Source organism: Methanosarcina spelaei, from assembly GCF_002287235.1.
GTDB classification, from domain to species: Archaea; Halobacteriota; Methanosarcinia; order Methanosarcinales; family Methanosarcinaceae; genus Methanosarcina; species Methanosarcina spelaei.
In genome coordinates this window covers 1-17,875 of record NZ_LMVP01000468.1, presented here as the reverse complement: position 1 = coordinate 17,875, position 17,875 = coordinate 1, and the positions used below count along the sequence as shown (strand labels likewise).

Here is a 17,875-nt window from a genome sequence, read left to right as displayed (position 1 = left end):
AAAAATCGGTTTCCTTACCTGAATGCTGGGTCGGGGACTTTAAGCTCCTGAATTTTCGGGATATCCTCGTAGCAGTTTATCACTGACCAAAGCCTTTTTTGGGAGGGCAGTGATTTAGCTACGAGCCTGCGGATAGAAATCCTAAGGAAAAAAGACCGGTTTCTTGCCGGGAAGATGACAACAATATAAAATAAAAACTAAGGGAGATACGGAATATGCAGATGGCACCACAGATGGGCTATGACAGGGCAATTACGGTTTTCAGCCCTGATGGAAGACTTTTTCAGGTAGAATACGCCCGCGAAGCGGTCAAGAGGGGAACAACAGCCGTGGGAATCAAGGCAGCTGACGGGGTAGTGCTGCTCGTTGACAAGCGAATAACCAGCAGGCTTGTGGAAGCCGAGTCAATCGAAAAAATTTTTCAGATTGACGACCACATAGGCGCTGCAACCTCGGGGCTTGTGGCAGATGCCCGCTCCCTTGTTGACAGAGCCCGTGTAGAAGCGCAGGTTAACAGGGTTTCTTATGATGAACCCATAGGTGTGGAGGTTATCTCCAAGAAAATTTGTGACCACAAGCAAACTTACACTCAGTATGGTGGAGTTCGCCCATATGGGACTGCACTTCTTATTGCAGGCGTGGACGACAATTTGCCAAGACTTTTTGAGACTGACCCAAGCGGTGCTCTTCTGGAGTACAAGGCAACAGCTATAGGTGCAGGCAGAAACGCAGTGGTTGAGGTCTTTGAAGCAGAGTACAAGCAAGATATGAATATAGACGCGGCTATCCTTCTAGGTATGGATGCACTCTATAGAGCTGCTGAAGGCAAATTCGATGCGTCTACCCTTGAGGTAGGTATTGTGTCGCTTCAGGATAAGAAATTCAGGAAATTAGTTCCTGAAGAAGTTGAGAATTACGTCCAGCAGATCCTTGCAAAACACAAGGAAACTGAACACAAAGAATAAAATCTATATAACATTTGAGATTGAGTACTCAGAGAATCTTCGGATTCTCAAAATTATATTTTGGAGAAGGTATTTGAAAATGGTGTCCCTGGACGAGGCAGTGACTGCACGGCTTAAGAGAGGCAGTAAACACTTCGAAGTTCTGGTCGAGCCCGAAGGAGCTCTGGCCTACAAGCGAGGAGAAGAAGTAAGCCTTGAAGACATTCTGGCAGTTGAAACTATCTTCGAAGACGCAAACCGAGGGGACCGAGCAGCAGAGTCCGACATTCTCAATGCCTTTGAGACAACGGACCCCTTCAAGATTGCTGCCGTGATCCTGAAAAGCGGGGAGCTTCAGCTCACTGCTGAACAGAGAAAACGCATGCTTGAGGAAAAAAAGAAGAAAGTTATCTATACCATTTCCAGGAACGCAATAAACCCCCAAACAAAAGCACCTCATCCTCCCGCACGGATCGAAAAGGCAATGGAAGAGGCAAAGGTGCACATAGACCCCTTAAAAAGCGTAGATCAGCTGGTCAATATTACAATGAAAGCCATTCGTCCGCTTATACCTATACGCTTTGAAGAGATCAGTATTGCTGTGAAAATCCCTCCCGAATATGCTCCCAAAGCATACGGAGATATTTCCAAGATAGGAAGTATTACGAAAGAAGAATGGCAGCGTGACGGCTCCTGGATTGCAGTAGTAAGAATTCCGGCAGGAGTCCAGACTGATTTTTACGCTCTTATAAATCATCTTACTAAGGGAGAGGCTCAAACTAAACTTTTATAAGAGGATGTTGGATGGATAAAAAAATAGTGATCCCTGGTGACCTGCTATCCGATAATTCGAGAAAAACCGGATACGGGACTTATGTCAAGAATGACAAGATCTATTCTTTATTTTGTGGTATTGAAAATCTCAAAGAGGATAAAGTTGGAGTGATCCCTCTTGCGGGAGTTTATATTCCTTCCGTAAATGATGTGGTGATCGGGATCGTTATTGTGGTTACGCCATCCAACTGGATAATGGATATTGCTTCTCCTTATGATGGCCTGTTCCATGTATCCGAGTATCCCAGAAGAATAGAGTCCCGGGAGATGCGTGAAGTTCTGGACGTAGGTGACTCTATAATCCTTAGAGTAAAAGACGTAGACGATTCTATGAAAGTCGAGCTTACCCTCAGGGATTCGAGCTTCCATAAACTGAGAACAGGCCAGATTGTTGAAGTTGAGCCTGTGAAAGTCCCACGTGTGATAGGACATGGTGGTTCCATGATCTCAATGCTGAAGAAAGAAACAAACTGCAGCATTTTCGTTGGCCAGAACGGCAGAATATGGATCGATGGAAAGGACGACGATGTGGAACTTTTAAGTAAAGCTCTCCGGAAGATTGAAGCTGAAGCCCAGCGTTCAGGACTGACAGACAGGATATATAACTTTTTGAAAGATGAGCGAAGCAAGCAGAAAGAGGCAAAGCCCGCCAAGTTTTTCAAAAGTGGTAAGAAAGAGGTAAAAGTACCAAAAGAAGATCATTCCGAGGAGATTTACAGGAAGATCGATGTACTGCTGGATCCGAACAACTGAGTTCTGGATAGGCGATTTTAGGGAAGCTTCTGTAAAGTAGTTGTTAGGAGTTTTTTGGAGATTTAAGTATGAGTGATAAACCTGAAAAATTAATCACTGACGATGGGCTGCGCCTTGACGGGAGGCATGCGGATGAAATCAGGCCCATGAAAATCGAGATCGGCGTTCTTTCGCGAGCCGACGGTTCATGTTATCTTGAGTGGGGAAGGAATAAGGTCCTCGTGGGTGTATTTGGCCCGAGAGAAGCGCACCCCCGTCGTTCACAGCGCGCAGATACCGCAGTTATACGTTATAAATATAACATGGCTTCTTTTTCTGTGGAAGACCGTGCCAGGCCCGGACCCAGCAGGCGGAGCATTGAAATTTCAAAAGTTTCCAGGGAAGCTTTTGAACCAGTTATTATGGCAGAGCTTTTCCCAAAAACTGCAATCGATATTTTTGTGGAAGTACTTCAGGCTGATGCAGGGACAAGGACAGCAGCAATTAATGCCTCAAGCATAGCGCTTGCAGATGCAGGCATTCCTATGAAAGGGCTGGTTACTTCATGTGCTTTTGGAAAAGTCGACGGGCAGATTGTGCTTGACCTCAATAAAGAAGAGGATAATCATGGTGAGGCTGATTTTCCTGTTGCAATGACACAGGATGGAGAAATTACCCTGCTTCAGATGGACGGGAACCTAACTCCTGATGAAATTCGGAAAGGTTTTGAGCTTGTTAAAAAAGGCTGCAAAGAAATCCTTGAAATTCAGCAGGCAGTACTGAGAAAGAAGTTTGAGACTCCTGTTGAAGAGCCTGAAGCCGAAGTCACTGAAGAAGCTGAAGAGAGTGAACTAGAAGCTGTAGAAACGGAACCTTCTCTTGAATATGCTCCCGAGGCAGCACTTGTAGAAAAAATTATTGAGGAAGCCAAGGAGCCTGAGGAAGAGCTCTCCGAAGAAACCGTTGAAGCCTGTGCTGTTAATGAAGAGGCTCCTGAATGCGACAAGGTTGAAAAGATAATTAAAGATGCTGAGGCTGAAGTAGTAGAAGGAGAAGCCTTAAAAGAAGTTATTGAAGCCGAAATTAAAGAAAAGGAAACTGAAGAAGAGGCATTTGAGGACGAAGCTGAGTTTGAATCTGCTTTTGAGGCTTCTTTTGAGGAAGTTCCCGAACCTGAAGAGCTTGAAGAGTCTGAGTTTGAAGAAAACGTTTCTGAAGACGAAACAGAAGTTGAGCCCGAGATAAAGGAATCTGCTGATGAGGAAGCTCAGCCTGAAGTAGAAACTCAGCTTGAAGAAGAAAAGGCAGAGGTTGAAGAAGAGTCTCAGCTTGAGCAGGAAATCCAGCCTGAAGAGGAAGTACAGTCTGAAGAAGAAGTGCAGCCTGAAGAGGAAGTACAGTCTGAAGAAGAAGAAGTGCAGCCCGAAGAAAACGATGGGACGGAAGAGGTTGTTTCAAAAGGAACTTTTGAATCTGAGCCAGGGATAGAGTCCGAAGCCGAGTCCAGGAAAGAGGCTCTTGAACAGATAGTAGAAGAGCCTGAAGAGGAGTGCAAAGGGCCCTGGAAGGTAGTTAAAGACCCCTCTGAATCCGGAAGCAGAGGTGAAAACGATGAGTGAAGTTATTGCTACGCTTAAGAAGGATTATATTTACAACCTTATGATTAAGGGAAAGCGCCAGGATGGACGTGGATTTAAAGATTTCAGGGATATCAAGCTCGAAACGAATGTTATCTCAAAAGCCGAGGGCTCGGCAAAGGTAACCCTTGGAGACACTCAGGTTCTTGTGGGGGTTAAGCTACAGCCAGGAACTCCTTTTCCGGATTCTCAGGACGAAGGCGTAATTATTACTAATCTGGAACTCAATCCTATTGCTTCCCCTGAGTTTGAGCCAGGCCCACCCAGAGAAGAAGCAATCGAAATGGCAAGGGTTGTAGACAGAGGAATCAGGGAAGCAGGCGCAATTGATATAAAGAAGCTTTGCATAAGCGTTGGAGAATCCGTCTGGATCATCTATATAGATGTTCATGTCCTCAATGATGACGGAAATGTCATTGATGCATCCTGTCTCGCTGCTATTGCGGCTCTTATGACTACAGTCGTCCCGAATGAGCAGCAGGGAATCGGTGCGGACGTACCTCTTGCAATGAAAGAGATGCCTGTGGGTGTGACTCTTGCCAAAATCGGTTCAAAGCTGATGGTGGATCCATCACTGGATGAGGAAGCGGTTTGTGAGACAAAACTAACTGTGGTCTCAAGTTCTGACGGATCTATCGCAGGCATGCAGAAAATGGGTCCTGCTCCGTTCACCGAGGCTGAGGTGCTGGAAGCAATAGATATGGCATGCGAAAAGGCAGCCGAACTCAGGGAGCTTTACCTGGAAGAACTGGTAAAGAAGGAATGACAAAGCAGGACTAATTAAGTATAAATATTAAATGCAGTATTACGGTCTAAGTATACGTTCAAATGTGATTATAGAATCTGTCTGGGTATCAGGGTCCCGATCCGCAAGCTAGCAGGTTCTTAAATTCAATCACTTAGAATTAAACGTTTCATTAAGGAGTTTTAACGATGGCAAAAAAGTTCACTAAGAAAGGAAGGATTTCCAGGTCAGCAGGCAGATTCGGTGCTAGATATGGGAGAAAAGACAGAAAGCTTGTTGCAGACCTGGAAGAACGCATGCGGGCTCCGCACGTATGTACAAAATGTGCCAGGCCTACCGTGAAAAGAATCGGGACCGGGATCTGGAAATGCAGCAAATGCGGACACACCTTCGCTGGCGGAACTTATATTCCCTATACCAGTGTTGGTCAGACTTTGCTGCGTACGATGAAGAATGTTGCTGAGGCAAAGTAATATCTTAAGGTTGTGGTTGTATGGGTTATAAATGCACTCGATGTAAACAGAAAGTGGAAATCGACTACGAGTACACAGGTATAAGGTGTCCGTACTGTGGGCACAGAATCCTGGTAAAAGAGCGTCCTACAACCATTAAACGCATTAAAGCCGAGTAAGGATGCTGGTTTAACCCGGCTGACAAACGAAAGTATTAGATAAAAATGGGCTTCTGTGAATGTAAGCCCTCCTATCTAATAATTCAATGCGTAAATTCGATGCGTAGGGCAAACAAAAAATAGGCGCTCTATATTCAGACAAAACATATACCAAACTTTACTTTGATTTTATATATCGAGGTAATAGCAATAAACAGTTGCTATGCTCAGTATTTTTTAGGAACTGAAAAACTCACGGATTTTGATTCCTTTTCACAATTTCCTCAATATTTTTGAACTCTATTTTTGAACTCTATTTTTGAACTCTATTTTTGAACTTTATAATTCCCAGAGCCTATAGAATTATGATATTTTCTGCCAACTACCTGACATCAAACATAGAAAGTATAAGGAACACATAGCTTTTCTCTTAATGTCTCTTGATATCTGTCAGAAAAAAGCTATGCGTTTTAAATGCAAAAAGTAATATAAAAAAATAAGAACGGTTTTTACAGAGTTTAAGTTTTGTTTCATTCTGTTTGTCAGGAACTAACGAAAACGCACAAAAGGTCATTCAAGTATACTTTAGCTAACTAGTATATTTAAATGCACATAACATATATATAAATTACCTCCTATAAAATAGTTTGATTACGGTTAATATTGAGTTTGCTTGAGGAATAGAAAATGGAAGAACATACTACGGACAAGTCCAAGATTGAAAAACTAACTGAAGAACTCAAAGAGATGGCTTTGACCCTTGGAGCCTTTAAAGTGGGCATTGCGACTACTGAAACTCTTGCAGGCGGCCCTCCTTCTGCCGATCTTACATACGTTCTGCCAGACGCAAAATCTGCAGTCGTTTTTGCCCTAGCTTTTGACCAGAGCCTTATTGAACCTTATTTCAGAAAAGAGGAAAATAAAGCTCTTGACACTAATAAGGTACGGACCACTACCCTTGCCAATGGAGTAGCCCTCGAAATGGCAGGATTCTTACAGCAGTATGGTTACAAAGCTGTTCCGCAGATTGCGAATTTTGTTTACCGTCAGGACTCGGAAAACTGGTTGCTGGATATGCATCCACCTATTTCCCACAGATATCTTGCTGTCCGCTCCGGAATAGGGCATTTTGGGTATTCAGGGAACATTATCACCAGTGAATACGGGTCAGCAATTGTACTGGCGTCGGTAGTTACGGATGCTGAGCTTATCCCAACCGAACCCCTGCCTGAAGACGAAAATTACTGTGACGAATGCAAGATCTGTCTTGCTGTCTGTTCGTCCGGATATGTGGACCCACTTGAGAAGGTCACTGTAACTCTTGGAGGAAAAGAGTTTAGCTATGGGAAGAGGAGAAGTAACAGCCGCTGCTTCCTTGTCTGCGGTGGGCTTACGGGTCTGAATTCTTCGGGAAAATGGTCCACATGGTCTCCTGCACGCTTTGAAATCCCCAAAAAAGATGAGGATTTTATTGCTGCGCTGCCTAAAACCATAGAAGCGTACCTGGAAAGACCTAAAATTAAAGGCGGATTTTTTATATGTCTAATTCCAGGAAATAGAATGGAATATACCTGTTCCAGCTGTCATTTTGTCTGCCACCCTGACAAAGAAATACGGAAAGCACGTTATAAGATGCTTACCGAAAGTGGAGTGGTCATACAGGAACCGGATGGAACTCTTAAGGCAGTGTCTCCTGAGGAGGCAAAAAAGTATGTTGAGGCCATGCCACCGGAGAGGCGGAAACTATACGAATCTGTTTCAGAGGAACAACCTGTATAAAATAGAACTTTGTTTTTCATAGTAAAATGGAAAGTTTCATCATAAAGTAATGAAAAAAATGGACTTTACTTACTAGTGAATAAAGTATATTTCATTTACTAGTGGAAAAAGTATATTTCATTTACTAGTGGAAAAAATATACTTTATTTACAATGGTAAAAGGAAAGACATATGACTCTTAAAAACAAAATTGAAAGTATTATCAAGGGAGCTATTGCAAGTCCGTGCACTAAGACTCGATATCGCGAACCTCTCATAGGCTATGCTTCAGCCAGTGACCCAATTTTTGATGAAATGAAAAAGATCATTGGTCCTCATCACCTGCACCCTAAAGAGATTTTTCCCGAAGCTAAAACTGTTGTTTCTTTCTTCCTGCCGTTTGAAAAAGAACTTGTGAAACAGAACTGGCAGTCTCCTGGTCCTATAAGTGAATGGATTCAGGCCAAAAGTGAAACCGACTGTCTTATAGGTAAAATCAATGAAAAACTAAAGGCTGAACTGGCAGAAGAAGATATACGGGCTGTTGTGCCTGGAATTATTTTTGATTATAAGAGTAAAGGCTTCGACGTTGCCTGGTCCCACAAAAGTGCTGCTTATGCTTCGGGACTGGGTACTTTTGGAGTCCACCATATGCTTATTACAAAAGCAGGGTGTGCAGGCCGTTTTGGGACTCTGCTGATCTCTGCCGAAATCCCTCCCACTCTGCGCCCAAATGAAGAGTTCTGCCGTTACAAAAAAGGAGAGAGGTGCCTTGTTTGTGTGGACAGATGTCCGGCCGGAGCCCTCAGTATAAGGGGACTTGACAAAGAAAAGTGTTACAGGCAGCTTCAGGAAAACGCCAGTGTTTTTCCCGAACTTAATCAGTTTGCCTGTGGAAAATGTGCAACCGGACCCTGTGCTCTCAGATCTCTCTAAAAAGGAGAAAAGTCATTTTACTTTTCCAGGACACCATCTTTATAGGTTCCTCCCAAATCAACCTTAAAACTAAGAATACAAGAATGCTTGTTTTGGGCAAATAATATGTACTTAGGTTTCCCAACAAAAGTACTCTTAAATTTGGAAAAATAGGAGAATACTTGAGGAAAACATCCTCGTGTACTTTCATGCACTCTCATGCAAAATAACACTTAAAAAGTTTTTTTCTATCAGTCAAGTAATATCAGGGTATAGGGCAAAGGTGCAGTATCATCCAGTGGAAACTTCTGAAGTGGCATGTTAAGTTTATCAAGTGTTTTATCCATCCTGATACCAAGCCCCATAAGACATGGCCTGCGGAGGGTAGGGTGATGACAGGGACCTTTATCTCCGGCACATTTTACGATCGAGTAGTCGCTTGTGGCACACCAGGTACACATTCCCGGAAAGGTTGCAAGAGCTGTGTTATGGCCAAGTATCCAGGCAAGTTTTTCAAGTTCCAGGACTCCAGGCTGAATTATTTCTTTACGGTCTTTCATTATTGTTTTCAGGTTATTCTGGTACTGTTGTTTTACAATCTCATCTTTGGGAGGCTCAATGGAGTATTTCGAGAAATTCTCACTGACTTCTCGGGAAAAAATATTATCCGATTTCCATTCGACAAGAAGAGCCCATTCGTAATCTGCAAGCATCTTTTTAAATTCATCTACTGCAGGAACGAACGGAGGACATACCCGGCTTCCATAACCGTTGCACCCAAAAATGCACTTTAAAACTGTTCGGTTTTCAACCACAATATCTGCTGCTTGGATGAGTCTTACGTTACTTGCCCCCAGTTCTTTTGCTTTTTCTTCCAGTTTCCTGTAGTTTTCGTCGTTTATCATATTTTTACTCCTTATTTCGGAAGCCTGATAGTTTTACGATATAATGTGATCACAAAGTAATGAGAAAACGGATTTTGTTTATACTGAAAAAAGAAAATAATCTTTACTTTGTTTTGTAAAGTAAAGGAATTTTCAGATATTTTCATTTTCAGAATTTTCATCTTCATTTTATTGTTTAACGAAATTACGTTTTTATTTAAATAATATATAATTACCGGACTTGTTTCACTCTTTCTTTGCTTTCTTCTGCAAGCATTCTTCCGCAAGCATGACTTTCCTACCGCAAAGATCACATGTTCCTTCATCCATAATACCTGGCTGCCTTGGAGCTTCTCCTCCACAAATTCCACACTTTACCATGAAGTCACCTCCTTTCTTTTAATAATTGGCGCCCTTTGTATGTTAAGTATTTATAGTTCAGTTACAATTATATATTTAATCGTCATTGAAATATATCAAGTATGTTAGTATGACTTTGAGAGTTAAAAGAATACACAAAAAACAAAGTTAAAGATTTAAAAATGAAAGAAAGACAAATTATGGAGTTTTAATAATGGGAGTAGAAAACAGTATTAAAGAAAAATGTCCTGTGAACCAGGTAGTATCGGAGGATCAGAAAACAGAGGAAATGAAGGCTGTTAGGGAGAAACTTTCTGAGATACATAATGATATTAAAAAAATAATTGAATGTTCAAACAAACTTTACTTCGAAGCTGCTCTTGAAAACTCAAAACGCGAGTATTCAAATATTCTTCTTAATCATCTATTCGAAGACGTAGAAACTGGGCTTGAGCGCAATATGGTAAAAAAGTGCCCTGAGAAAGTAAATTGCACTTCCATATTTACATCTCTCCTGCAACAGAATGCGGAACTTATTAAACATGGCAAAGTTGATGGCATTCTAATTTCAAACAATAGAAAAAGGCTAGATGAATTGAGATGTGGAGCTCCTTTCAGTAAATGCGAGCAGTGTTTTTCTGAAGTTTCGAGCCTCTTCATTAAACAGGTTAATCTTATGCGTTCTATGAGGGTTTATTCAGATAACCAGGAGCACAAATCCAGTATTTCATCCATTAAAACTGATACTATTATGAGCGAGATATTGGAACCTGTTTCAAATAACCATCGTCTTGAAATTCTAAAGGCAGTCGCATACGAAATGAAAAGTTTCTCTGCTTTCTCTGAACTGACAAACCTTAGAGGAGGAAACTTGCTTTTTCACCTGCAGAAACTTTTAGACAACGGTTTGATTCTGCAGATGCATGAGAGAGGTGACTATATGATTACTGATAAAGGATTTAAAATTCTACAAGGCTTACAAGAAATCTATTCTTCACTCCAAAACTCGCAGATGCAGAATCACACGGAAAACATTCTTCAGGAAGAGAAAAAAATCAGGACTTGATTATTTAATTCCGGCCTTCCTGCTTTCAGAACCATGGAGAGAAAGTAATATATACTTCTAACTTGTCAAGGGAAGTATGCTGGTTACCTCTTCTCGAAAACCTTCTGCAAGAACCAGGACGCTTTGCAAGTTGCTTTCGCGGTTTATAGCTGGCAGATGTATAACGCGCGGAAAAATGGGAATGCAGGAACTTCTGGAGTTTGCGGAAGGAGGACCTCTTATAGTCGTAGGAGAATACCACGGAAATCCAGGGGAACTCAGCTTTTACGACGAAGCCGGAAAGCTCCTTTTTTCACTCAGGTTTACGGACTGGTACTCCAAGGAACTTGATTCTTACTGGTTTTCCGATATCGAGCCCAGGCTTACAGGACAGGGAGAAATTGCGGACGCCTTTGAGTCTTTTTTCCATTTTCTAAGAGTGGAAAGCGATAAAATTGATCAATTACCTCCAGGTTCCACCTTAATAGTGATTGGAGAAAAAGATATTGATTTTATAGGCAATGGAACGTCCCTTTTTAAACTTAATCTCCGAGGTTTTAAAAAGTATTGACCTCAAAATCCTTATACTTAAAGCAAAATTTATAAATCAATTTATATAATGAATTGTATATAATAAGAATTTTCTATGATAAGAATCTTAAGACAATTCTCATAAGAAACTGGAAACCGATTTTTCCCCTTACTCATTTCAAAAATATGCAAAGAACATTTATCAGAGGGAATTCCTTGAAACTTTTCGCAGAATTTGCTTTTGAAACTGAAACTGCAGAAACGGTTTACATGGCTCTCCTGCCCGAACTCGACGACAGTTTCTCACAAAGGTCTGCAATAGGCCTGTCCCTTGAAGATAAAAATAAGCTTGTACTCAGCGTAAAAGCTGAAGACGCAGTATCCCTGCGTTCAGCGCTGAATACCTGGTTCAGGCTCATTCAGATTGCCCAGGAAGTTCTTGAAACCACATATGAAGTCAGCTGTTAGTCCCCCAAGCCTTTTTAATAATTGCTTGCCCGCAAGCCTTTTAAAAAAAGGCTTGAGCGAAAACCACTGCCAAATCTAAAACATAACGAAGGCATGATCACAAGCCTTTTTAATAATTGCTTGCCCGCAAGCCTTTTAAAAAAAGGCTTGAGCGAAAATTACTGCTAAATCTAAAACGTCATGACGGCGTGATCAAACGGCGCAACGGTTGCGGCCCAACGGTTGCGGTACAACGGTTGCAGGTCAATGGTTACGGAATAGCACTTGTTCTCAAAAGGGCGGGTATAATTACGGGTACAGATGTTTTCTTTTCCCTATAGTTGTGTTATAAACTATTAAGTAAATTTTTTCCATGTCTGTCAGGTTATAGGACAAACATAACAGGCAATAAAATTACATGAATTATGGGGATCTCTATGAGTGATAGGGTGGAAAATGAGTAAAAGTAGATACAAAACAAAAAATTTAATGAGATTTCGTTTAGTTCATTTGATCCCGGCAAGCAAAAAATAAGTTATTAAGATACACCGGAATTTATGCAAGGGCTGGAGGTTCGGTTCAATTTATTTTAACATTTTAAACCTCTTTTAAGCTCTTTCTTTCTTCTGAGCCTTTTCTGCCTTTTATTTTCACGTTTTTAGTAGTTATGCGCTCCAGACTTTTTGGATTTAGGGCCTTTGTTTGGCCTGAAAGCCCGTTCCGGGCACTTCTTGGAATCGGTTTTCCCGTGCACTTCAAAACCCAGGCTGAAACATTCGCCTTTTAGCTCATCAATAGCCGTATAGTATCTACAATCTTGGCATGTAGGCATTCGGATTACTACCTCCAGTTATATGAAGGCCACCTGGTCTTAGTCCCAGAGTGTTTGCCCGGATACAACCTTCTAAAGCAAGAGATCATTTATTTTCAGATACCTTAAGTACGGATGTATCCTCTAAATAATATGTATCTGTAAATAAAACATTTTTGGTAGACTATCAGAATGAAGGTAGGGATTGGGATTCGGTCAACAGTCGGGAAATTGCAATAACTACATAAAGTTCTTTATATTGATGCCCAAAAAGCTTTTACCGGTTATTTATAATTTGCTTGCCGGTTATTTGATAGCTATCTGTTGGTTGTTTGATACAACTTGCCAGCTCTGGGCACTGTACACTTTTTGTTAATAGTCGTGTTTACAGAAAAGTGTATTTGGCTGAGGATGTTTCCCAGCAACGATGAATTCTTTCTGGGTAAAGTTATTTTTCCGAGAAGGTTCTTGAGTCAAATCTCTTCATAGTCATCAAATTCAACATCAAGTACGGGAAGCTCGATTATTTCTCCTTCCCTATTATAGCATGTCCAGCTTTGACTATTATAGGGACGGCCAACTATAATATGGTAGTTACCTGTTTTAGAAAAGAGATGCAGGTCAGCTTGTGAAGGACTGCGGTTCGGTCCTGGATGACTGTGAACCGAGCCTGCGGCTTTAATGTTCGGCATCATATAAAGCCTTAGAACGGCATTTGAATCGCTTGATTCCGTGCCAGGTAATATAAGAACTTCAGTGATGATGCCGTCTTTTTCCTGCAAAAGTCCGGCAAATTCCTGAGGAGCCATTGATTTACTCGCTTCAAGGATAAAGTTAAGGGTATCACGGGCTATTCCTTTAATTTGCATAAAAGACTATTCTTCTGAAAAGGTATATCTTTTCTGCGGTAACTAGTGCAGAATGCGTTAACTCTGTCGCGAGTTTTTCCGTAATTAATCGATCAGGAATTCTTGGAATTGAAAACACTGTCAATAAACACCGAGTTAAGGCAGCTGGTTCAGTTTAGTTTACGTCAGTTAGTTCAGTGAATCAGTTTAATAATTCTAGCCAGTGGGTTTATCTACAGCTTGCGCAGACTATTCACACAGGACGTTTTAGTTCTTAGAACTTAATCGCGTTAGGAATTTGCTGCAATATTAAGCATTGTCAGGGGGTACTGAGATCAAAAATATGCACTCAGCCTCAGAGCTGGAAACTTATCTGAAAAATAATTCCGGAAAATACCTGGAAAAGGACTCAGAAAAGAGCCCGGAAAAGGACTCAGAAAAGGATTCGGGAAAGAGTCTGGAAAAACACCAGGAAAAGGGCAATGATGCACACACATCCTTGTATCAGGAGTCACTTGCCGTGCACCGACGGTTTGGGGGTGTACTGGAAGTTGCTAGCAAAGTTAGCCTCCAAACAATACACGATCTCAGCGTTGCCTATACACCAGGAGTTGCCGAGCCGTGCAGGAAGATAATCAAGGATCCGGAACTTGTCTACCTCTATACGCTGAAGAGAAATACTATTGCTGTTGTCACTGACGGATCGGCAGTGCTAGGACTTGGAAACATAGGACCCTATGCTGCACTGCCTGTTATGGAAGGAAAGGCGATAATTTTCAAAGAATTTGCAGGCATTGATGCTTTTCCAATTTGCCTGGATACGCAGGAAACCGAAGAAGTGATAAAAGCAGTAAAGCAACTGGCTCCTGTATTCGGAGGCATTAACCTTGAAGACATTAGCGCTCCTCGTTGCTTTGAAATTGAGAGCAGGCTGCGTGAAGAACTCGATCTGCCAGTTATGCACGATGACCAGCACGGGACAGCCATTGTAGTTTTTGCCGGACTTCTCAATTCCCTTAAAATTGTGAATAAGAAGTTAATTGAACTCCATATAGTAATTTCAGGTCTAGGGGCTGCAGGAGTAGCAATTTTTCGGTTTCTGGTTAGGGCAGGAGCAGATCCGGCAAGAATTCTTGTCTGTGACAGTAAAGGACTCGTATACAAAGGCCGGAAAAATGGCATGAACTCTGTAAAAGAGGAAATTTCCAGGCTCACAAACCCTGAAAAAGTGAAAGGAAGGCTTGAAAATGCCTTACCGGGCGCTGACCTTTTTATCGGTGTCTCTGTTGGAGGCATAGTCAGTGAGGAAATGGTTCGGTCCATGGCAAAAGATGCAATTGTAATGGCTATAGCAAACCCTGTGCCTGAAATTATGCCTGATGCCGCAAAGCGGGCAGGAGCAAGGATTATTGCTACAGGCAGGTCAGATTTTCCAAACCAGCTTAATAATTGTCTTAGCTTCCCTGGAGTTTTCAAAGGAGCTCTCAGCACCTGTGCGAGAAAAATAACGCCTGAGATGGAAATGGCTGCGGCTCAGGCGCTTGCTGGGGTCGTAACACTAAGCGAACTTTCTGAAGATTACATAATTCCTGACCCTCTGGACAGGCGTGTAGTGCCCGCGGTTTCGAAAGCTGTTGCAGGTGCATCGCTTGAAAGTTGTGTTGCAAGGAAAAGACATGAAGACCAGCTCTAAATAAAATGGATTTACTGGAAAACCATGTTTGTGGATAGACTTTTCTAACCATCAACTTTTTTTAAAATTTAAAAGTATGTTTTTTAATTTTTACAGCGAGTCATCGGTTTCTGACTCTATTTACTTCTAACTCTATTTACTTCTGACTCTATTTATTTCTCTCCTACCAAGTAACTAAAACACTATTGAAATTAATTATTTTACAGAATTCGGGCCTAAAGGGGAATTATCAAAATATTAGAAAGTCAAATATAGTTGTAAAACTATTTGTAAATGTAAATTGTATATTTTTGTTAAGTATTAAAGGAATGGAACAGATAAGACATAAAAAATTTCATCTAGTTGTTTTAGCATCAGTAGTTTTGGTTATATTGAATATGTTTTCAGTCCTCTTTTCATCTGCGGTACTTGCAGCTACTATACAAGATACTCCAACCACAATTACTAAAACTCAGATTACAACCAGTGGGTCAGCAGAGAGGCCTGCTATCTTCAGTGATAAAATAATATGGCAGGATTACCGCAACGATATTACTGATATCTATATGTACAACCTCTCGACTTCCAAAGAAGTTCAGATAACCACCAGTGGATCAGCGGAAGCGCCTGTTATCTATAATGATAAGATAGTTTGGATGGATGGGCGTAATGGAAACTTTAGCCTTGAGAAACCCGATATCTACGTGTACGATCTCTCTACTTACAAAGAAACACGAGTTACCACTAATGGTTCGTACTCTACTTCTCCTGCAATCTATAAGGATAGGATAGTGTGGACGAACTACAGTAGTAGTGTTCAAATGTACAATCTTTCCACTCACCAGAAAAGTCAGATATCTAGCAGTGAATCAATGATATTTAGTCCTACTATTTATGGTAATATTATAGCATGGGAAGACTTTAGAGTTTTTAGAGAAGAAAATGCCCAGGTTGGTAGCAATACATCTGATTTTTCCATCCATAAAAAAAATCCAACCCGCGACATCTGTTTTTACGATCTATCCACTCACAAGAAAATTCAGATAACTACCGATGGATCAGCAGCACATCCCGCTATTTATGAGGATAGGATAGTGTAATTACGATTGGCGTAATGGAAACTGGGATATCTACATATATAATATCTCTACTTCCACAGAAACTCGAGTTACCACAAACGGATCAGCACAGGATCCTGCTATTTACGGTAATAGAATTGTCTGGGTGGATGGGCGTAATGGAAAATCGGACATTTATGTGTACGATCTCTCCACTCACAAGGAAATTCAGATTACGAACAGTGAATCGTCTAAGGAATTTCCTGCGATTTATGAGAACAAGATAGTATGGGAGGATTCTTTCAATGGAAGCTCCAATATCTATATGTGTAATATCTCAGGAGATGAGTCTGAAATCAAAATACCTGTAGCCAATTTCAGCAGTAACGTCACCGAGGATCATGCTCCCCTTTCTGTAAAGTTTACGGACCTATCAGAAAATGCAACTGGATGGAACTGGAATTTTGGAGATAGAACTAATTCAACTAAGCGAAATCCAATTCATACATACTCTTTAGCTGGAAAATATACAGTAAGGCTAACAGCAAACAACAACGAAAATGGAACGGATATAAAGACAAGTGAAATAAAGGTACAAAGCGCTCCTCGAGAGACTCCTTGTGGATTTAATCTTTTGATTCTTGGAATAATTATGTTCTATTTGTTTAGAAAGTCAACATGAAGCTGTGTCAAAGTAAACAGACGCCTTATAACACTAGAAAAATCCATTCTTTCAATAAAATCCAGAAATCCAGTTTATGAATCTCTTTAGTAAACTCGAAAAACAGATATTATCAAGCCAGATTACAAGTGAGAAAGCAGTACAAAGAGTTAAGGTAAAAAGTAGTGCGATTTTAAGTTCGCATACCAATTTTCAGAACCATTATTTCACAAATAATTTGAACTTAAATAACATAATTTTTCTGTCATATCTAATGAGGTGATCTGAAATGAATTGCAATGAACTGAAGGCTGGCCAAACTCTTGTTTGTGAAAGATGCGGACTTGAACTTAAAGTGATAAGCGAGTGTAAAGACGACAAATGTGCCATAGGTTGTGTGGGTGATATTGACTGTTGTGGAGAGCCGATGAAACTTAAAGAGTAAGTAAAAGGGTTAAGACTTATGCAGTTGAGATGCAAAATCAAGTCAAGTAAACATTGTGATTTTGAATTACTATTCAGACAGTTAAAGGTTCAATGTTATTGATTTTTCAGTTCAACTGCATAAGTCCTATGAGTAAAATGAAAGAGTAAAAACGAGAAAGTAAGCAAGTAAACTTCGAGAATACATAATGGATAAATCTAAAAAAACTACGTTAAATCCTCAGTTTTATGATGCTTTTCTTACTAATTTTCCCTCAGATAATTCTTTTTTCCATTTGATTACTACTTTCTTTTTGTTTTCTGTCGATTTTTCATTCCTACGTAAGTAAAAAGTATTAGAATTTCAGGTAAGATGATTTGAACAACGTCAAGGAATAAAGTTAAACGAAAATGAAAAATTTAGGTGCCGTATCTGTTAAAACAGAAACTGGAGACATAAAGACTGAAAACATAGAGACTGAAAATATAGAAATTGGTTGTAGATAAGTGGTATAGAGAAGTCTTCTACGAAGCCGGACGTGTAATTAAACTATTTTTTGTTACTATTCAGGTAGCCTTTTTAGGGCTACACAATTTTTCCTCTTTTCGAGGAAAAATTGGATTTACAATGAGTTATTTCTATCTTTGATGAAACGTGAAGAGATTCTTGCTCTGTGTACTTCAAACCCTGAAGTTATTGCAACTTACATTGAGAGTCTTGAATCTCAAATAAAACAGCTTAGTGAAAAATTGCAAGTTTTAGAATCTCGCTTAAATCAAAATAGCAGAAACAGCAGTAAACCTCCTTCTACTGATTTTTTTGTCAAAGGAAAACCTAATCCCAAGAGTCTCCGTAAAAAGAGCGAAAAGAACCCTGGAGGTCAAGAAGGTCATCCAGGAACAACTCTTAAAATGGTTGATAATCCTGATTAGGTAATAGAGCATTCTTTGAACTGCTGC

Annotated in this window: 20 protein-coding genes and 2 pseudogenes; 18 read left to right on the top strand and 4 right to left on the bottom strand. The window is 40.6% G+C overall.

Annotation, left to right across the window (positions count from 1 at the left end; all coding sequences use genetic code 11):
* Positions 1-215 precede the first annotated feature (215 nt).
* From psmA to ASJ81_RS16645, 9 genes are all read left to right on the top strand, one after another.
* Entirely contained in the window at positions 216-965 is a 750-nt protein-coding gene (gene psmA / locus ASJ81_RS16685; protein WP_095645344.1) for an archaeal proteasome endopeptidase complex subunit alpha, read from the top strand.
* Positions 966-1,044: 79 nt separating this feature from the next.
* Positions 1,045-1,737, top strand: a complete 693-nt coding sequence (locus tag ASJ81_RS16680) for a ribosome assembly factor SBDS (RefSeq protein WP_095645343.1) — start codon at positions 1,045-1,047, stop codon at positions 1,735-1,737.
* 11 nt (positions 1,738-1,748) lie between these two features.
* Positions 1,749-2,531 (top strand): exosome complex RNA-binding protein Rrp4, encoded by a 783-nt coding sequence (gene rrp4, locus ASJ81_RS16675; RefSeq protein WP_095645342.1) that lies wholly within the window; start codon positions 1,749-1,751, stop codon positions 2,529-2,531.
* A 68-nt stretch (positions 2,532-2,599) separates the two neighbouring features.
* Positions 2,600-4,129 carry an exosome complex exonuclease Rrp41 gene (gene rrp41 / locus ASJ81_RS16670; protein ID WP_095645341.1) on the top strand — a complete coding sequence of 510 codons (1,530 nt, stop codon included), beginning with the start codon at positions 2,600-2,602 and terminating at the stop codon, positions 4,127-4,129.
* A complete protein-coding gene (rrp42, locus tag ASJ81_RS16665) occupies positions 4,113-4,913 on the top strand; it encodes an exosome complex protein Rrp42 (protein ID WP_095645340.1) in 801 nt (266 codons plus the stop codon). The genes rrp41 and rrp42 overlap by 17 nt, the downstream gene beginning before the upstream one ends.
* 167 nt (positions 4,914-5,080) lie before the next feature.
* Positions 5,081-5,365 carry a 50S ribosomal protein L37ae gene (locus tag ASJ81_RS16660; RefSeq protein ID WP_011307466.1) on the top strand — a complete coding sequence of 95 codons (285 nt, stop codon included), beginning with the start codon at positions 5,081-5,083 and terminating at the stop codon, positions 5,363-5,365.
* Positions 5,366-5,385: 20 nt separating this feature from the next.
* Positions 5,386-5,523 carry a DNA-directed RNA polymerase subunit P gene (locus ASJ81_RS16655; RefSeq protein WP_011021777.1) on the top strand — a complete coding sequence of 46 codons (138 nt, stop codon included), beginning with the start codon at positions 5,386-5,388 and terminating at the stop codon, positions 5,521-5,523.
* Between the two features lie 666 nt (positions 5,524-6,189).
* The gene (locus ASJ81_RS16650) at positions 6,190-7,281 is read left to right on the top strand and encodes an epoxyqueuosine reductase (protein ID WP_095645339.1); all 1,092 of its coding nucleotides are present in this window, start codon (positions 6,190-6,192) and stop codon (positions 7,279-7,281) included.
* Positions 7,282-7,452: 171 nt separating this feature from the next.
* Positions 7,453-8,196, top strand: a complete 744-nt coding sequence (locus ASJ81_RS16645) for an epoxyqueuosine reductase (RefSeq protein WP_095645338.1) — start codon at positions 7,453-7,455, stop codon at positions 8,194-8,196.
* Between the two features lie 230 nt (positions 8,197-8,426).
* Here the strand turns inward: ASJ81_RS16645 and ASJ81_RS16635 are convergent, their stop codons facing one another.
* Both ASJ81_RS16635 and ASJ81_RS24275 read right to left on the bottom strand, forming a co-directional pair.
* Complete coding sequence (locus ASJ81_RS16635; RefSeq protein ID WP_095645336.1) at positions 8,427-9,080, bottom strand: DUF2284 domain-containing protein; 654 nt, start codon at positions 9,078-9,080, stop codon at positions 8,427-8,429.
* A 225-nt stretch (positions 9,081-9,305) separates the two neighbouring features.
* Positions 9,306-9,440: a hypothetical protein gene (locus ASJ81_RS24275; protein ID WP_275112574.1), complete on the bottom strand. Its 135-nt coding sequence runs from the start codon at positions 9,438-9,440 to the stop codon at positions 9,306-9,308.
* Between the two features lie 193 nt (positions 9,441-9,633).
* Here ASJ81_RS24275 and ASJ81_RS16630 point away from each other — a divergent pair, with 193 nt between their 5' ends.
* The 3 genes from ASJ81_RS16630 (at position 9,634) to ASJ81_RS16620 (ending at position 11,463) form a co-directional block, all read left to right on the top strand.
* Positions 9,634-10,485 carry a winged helix-turn-helix domain-containing protein gene (locus ASJ81_RS16630; protein ID WP_095645335.1) on the top strand — a complete coding sequence of 284 codons (852 nt, stop codon included), beginning with the start codon at positions 9,634-9,636 and terminating at the stop codon, positions 10,483-10,485.
* A gap of 76 nt (positions 10,486-10,561) precedes the next feature.
* Positions 10,562-11,035, top strand: coding sequence for an rRNA maturation protein (locus ASJ81_RS16625; RefSeq protein ID WP_095645334.1), 474 nt, complete (start codon positions 10,562-10,564; stop codon positions 11,033-11,035).
* A 176-nt stretch (positions 11,036-11,211) separates the two neighbouring features.
* Positions 11,212-11,463, top strand: a complete 252-nt coding sequence (locus tag ASJ81_RS16620) for a KEOPS complex subunit Pcc1 (protein WP_095645333.1) — start codon at positions 11,212-11,214, stop codon at positions 11,461-11,463.
* A 637-nt stretch (positions 11,464-12,100) separates the two neighbouring features.
* Here the strand turns inward: ASJ81_RS16620 and ASJ81_RS22945 are convergent.
* Together ASJ81_RS22945 and ASJ81_RS16615 are read right to left on the bottom strand one after the other, a co-directional pair.
* A complete protein-coding gene (locus ASJ81_RS22945; RefSeq protein ID WP_170943367.1) occupies positions 12,101-12,274 on the bottom strand; it encodes a hypothetical protein in 174 nt (57 codons plus the stop codon).
* 452 nt (positions 12,275-12,726) lie between these two features.
* The gene (locus ASJ81_RS16615) at positions 12,727-13,122 is read right to left on the bottom strand and encodes a Mov34/MPN/PAD-1 family protein (RefSeq protein WP_095645332.1); all 396 of its coding nucleotides are present in this window, start codon (positions 13,120-13,122) and stop codon (positions 12,727-12,729) included.
* Positions 13,123-13,444: 322 nt separating this feature from the next.
* On the opposite strand from ASJ81_RS16615, the gene ASJ81_RS16610 reads away from it, so the two are divergent.
* The 6 genes and pseudogenes from ASJ81_RS16610 to ASJ81_RS16595 form a co-directional block, all read left to right on the top strand.
* Positions 13,445-14,794 carry an NAD(P)-dependent malic enzyme gene (locus ASJ81_RS16610; RefSeq protein ID WP_095645331.1) on the top strand — a complete coding sequence of 450 codons (1,350 nt, stop codon included), beginning with the start codon at positions 13,445-13,447 and terminating at the stop codon, positions 14,792-14,794.
* 377 nt (positions 14,795-15,171) lie between these two features.
* Positions 15,172-15,873 (top strand): hypothetical protein, encoded by a 702-nt coding sequence (locus ASJ81_RS16605; protein WP_170943366.1) that lies wholly within the window; start codon positions 15,172-15,174, stop codon positions 15,871-15,873.
* 28 nt (positions 15,874-15,901) lie between these two features.
* Positions 15,902-15,994 (top strand): annotated as a pseudogene (locus ASJ81_RS24855) (hypothetical protein); the annotation flags it as partial.
* A 3-nt stretch (positions 15,995-15,997) separates the two neighbouring features.
* Positions 15,998-16,513: a PKD domain-containing protein gene (locus ASJ81_RS16600; RefSeq protein ID WP_095645329.1), complete on the top strand. Its 516-nt coding sequence runs from the start codon at positions 15,998-16,000 to the stop codon at positions 16,511-16,513.
* 268 nt (positions 16,514-16,781) lie between these two features.
* The gene (locus tag ASJ81_RS22940; RefSeq protein ID WP_170943365.1) at positions 16,782-16,937 is read left to right on the top strand and encodes a hypothetical protein; all 156 of its coding nucleotides are present in this window, start codon (positions 16,782-16,784) and stop codon (positions 16,935-16,937) included.
* Between the two features lie 623 nt (positions 16,938-17,560).
* Positions 17,561-17,845: pseudogene (locus ASJ81_RS16595) on the top strand (DUF6444 domain-containing protein); the annotation flags it as partial.
* Between the last annotated feature and the right edge of the window lie 30 nt (positions 17,846-17,875).

What these genes read in the sequence shown, in the direction of transcription:
- ASJ81_RS24275 (WP_275112574.1), bottom strand. Translation starts at nt 9,440, where the DNA reads ATGGTAAAGTGTGGAATTTGTGGAGGAGAAGCTCCAAGGCAGCCAGGT.
- ASJ81_RS16645 (WP_095645338.1), top strand. Translation starts at nt 7,453, where the DNA reads ATGACTCTTAAAAACAAAATTGAAAGTATTATCAAGGGAGCTATTGCA.
- ASJ81_RS16605 (WP_170943366.1), top strand. Translation starts at nt 15,172, where the DNA reads ATGTTTTCAGTCCTCTTTTCATCTGCGGTACTTGCAGCTACTATACAA.
- ASJ81_RS16655 (WP_011021777.1), top strand. Translation starts at nt 5,386, where the DNA reads ATGGGTTATAAATGCACTCGATGTAAACAGAAAGTGGAAATCGACTAC.
- ASJ81_RS22940 (WP_170943365.1), top strand. Translation starts at nt 16,782, where the DNA reads ATGAATTGCAATGAACTGAAGGCTGGCCAAACTCTTGTTTGTGAAAGA.
- ASJ81_RS16630 (WP_095645335.1), top strand. Translation starts at nt 9,634, where the DNA reads ATGGGAGTAGAAAACAGTATTAAAGAAAAATGTCCTGTGAACCAGGTA.
- rrp4 (WP_095645342.1), top strand. Translation starts at nt 1,749, where the DNA reads ATGGATAAAAAAATAGTGATCCCTGGTGACCTGCTATCCGATAATTCG.
- ASJ81_RS16680 (WP_095645343.1), top strand. Translation starts at nt 1,045, where the DNA reads ATGGTGTCCCTGGACGAGGCAGTGACTGCACGGCTTAAGAGAGGCAGT.
- psmA (WP_095645344.1), top strand. Translation starts at nt 216, where the DNA reads ATGCAGATGGCACCACAGATGGGCTATGACAGGGCAATTACGGTTTTC.
- rrp41 (WP_095645341.1), top strand. Translation starts at nt 2,600, where the DNA reads ATGAGTGATAAACCTGAAAAATTAATCACTGACGATGGGCTGCGCCTT.
- ASJ81_RS22945 (WP_170943367.1), bottom strand. Translation starts at nt 12,274, where the DNA reads ATGCCTACATGCCAAGATTGTAGATACTATACGGCTATTGATGAGCTA.
- ASJ81_RS16610 (WP_095645331.1), top strand. Translation starts at nt 13,445, where the DNA reads ATGCACTCAGCCTCAGAGCTGGAAACTTATCTGAAAAATAATTCCGGA.
- ASJ81_RS16615 (WP_095645332.1), bottom strand. Translation starts at nt 13,122, where the DNA reads ATGCAAATTAAAGGAATAGCCCGTGATACCCTTAACTTTATCCTTGAA.
- ASJ81_RS16635 (WP_095645336.1), bottom strand. Translation starts at nt 9,080, where the DNA reads ATGATAAACGACGAAAACTACAGGAAACTGGAAGAAAAAGCAAAAGAA.
- ASJ81_RS16625 (WP_095645334.1), top strand. Translation starts at nt 10,562, where the DNA reads ATGCTGGTTACCTCTTCTCGAAAACCTTCTGCAAGAACCAGGACGCTT.
- ASJ81_RS16660 (WP_011307466.1), top strand. Translation starts at nt 5,081, where the DNA reads ATGGCAAAAAAGTTCACTAAGAAAGGAAGGATTTCCAGGTCAGCAGGC.
- ASJ81_RS16650 (WP_095645339.1), top strand. Translation starts at nt 6,190, where the DNA reads ATGGAAGAACATACTACGGACAAGTCCAAGATTGAAAAACTAACTGAA.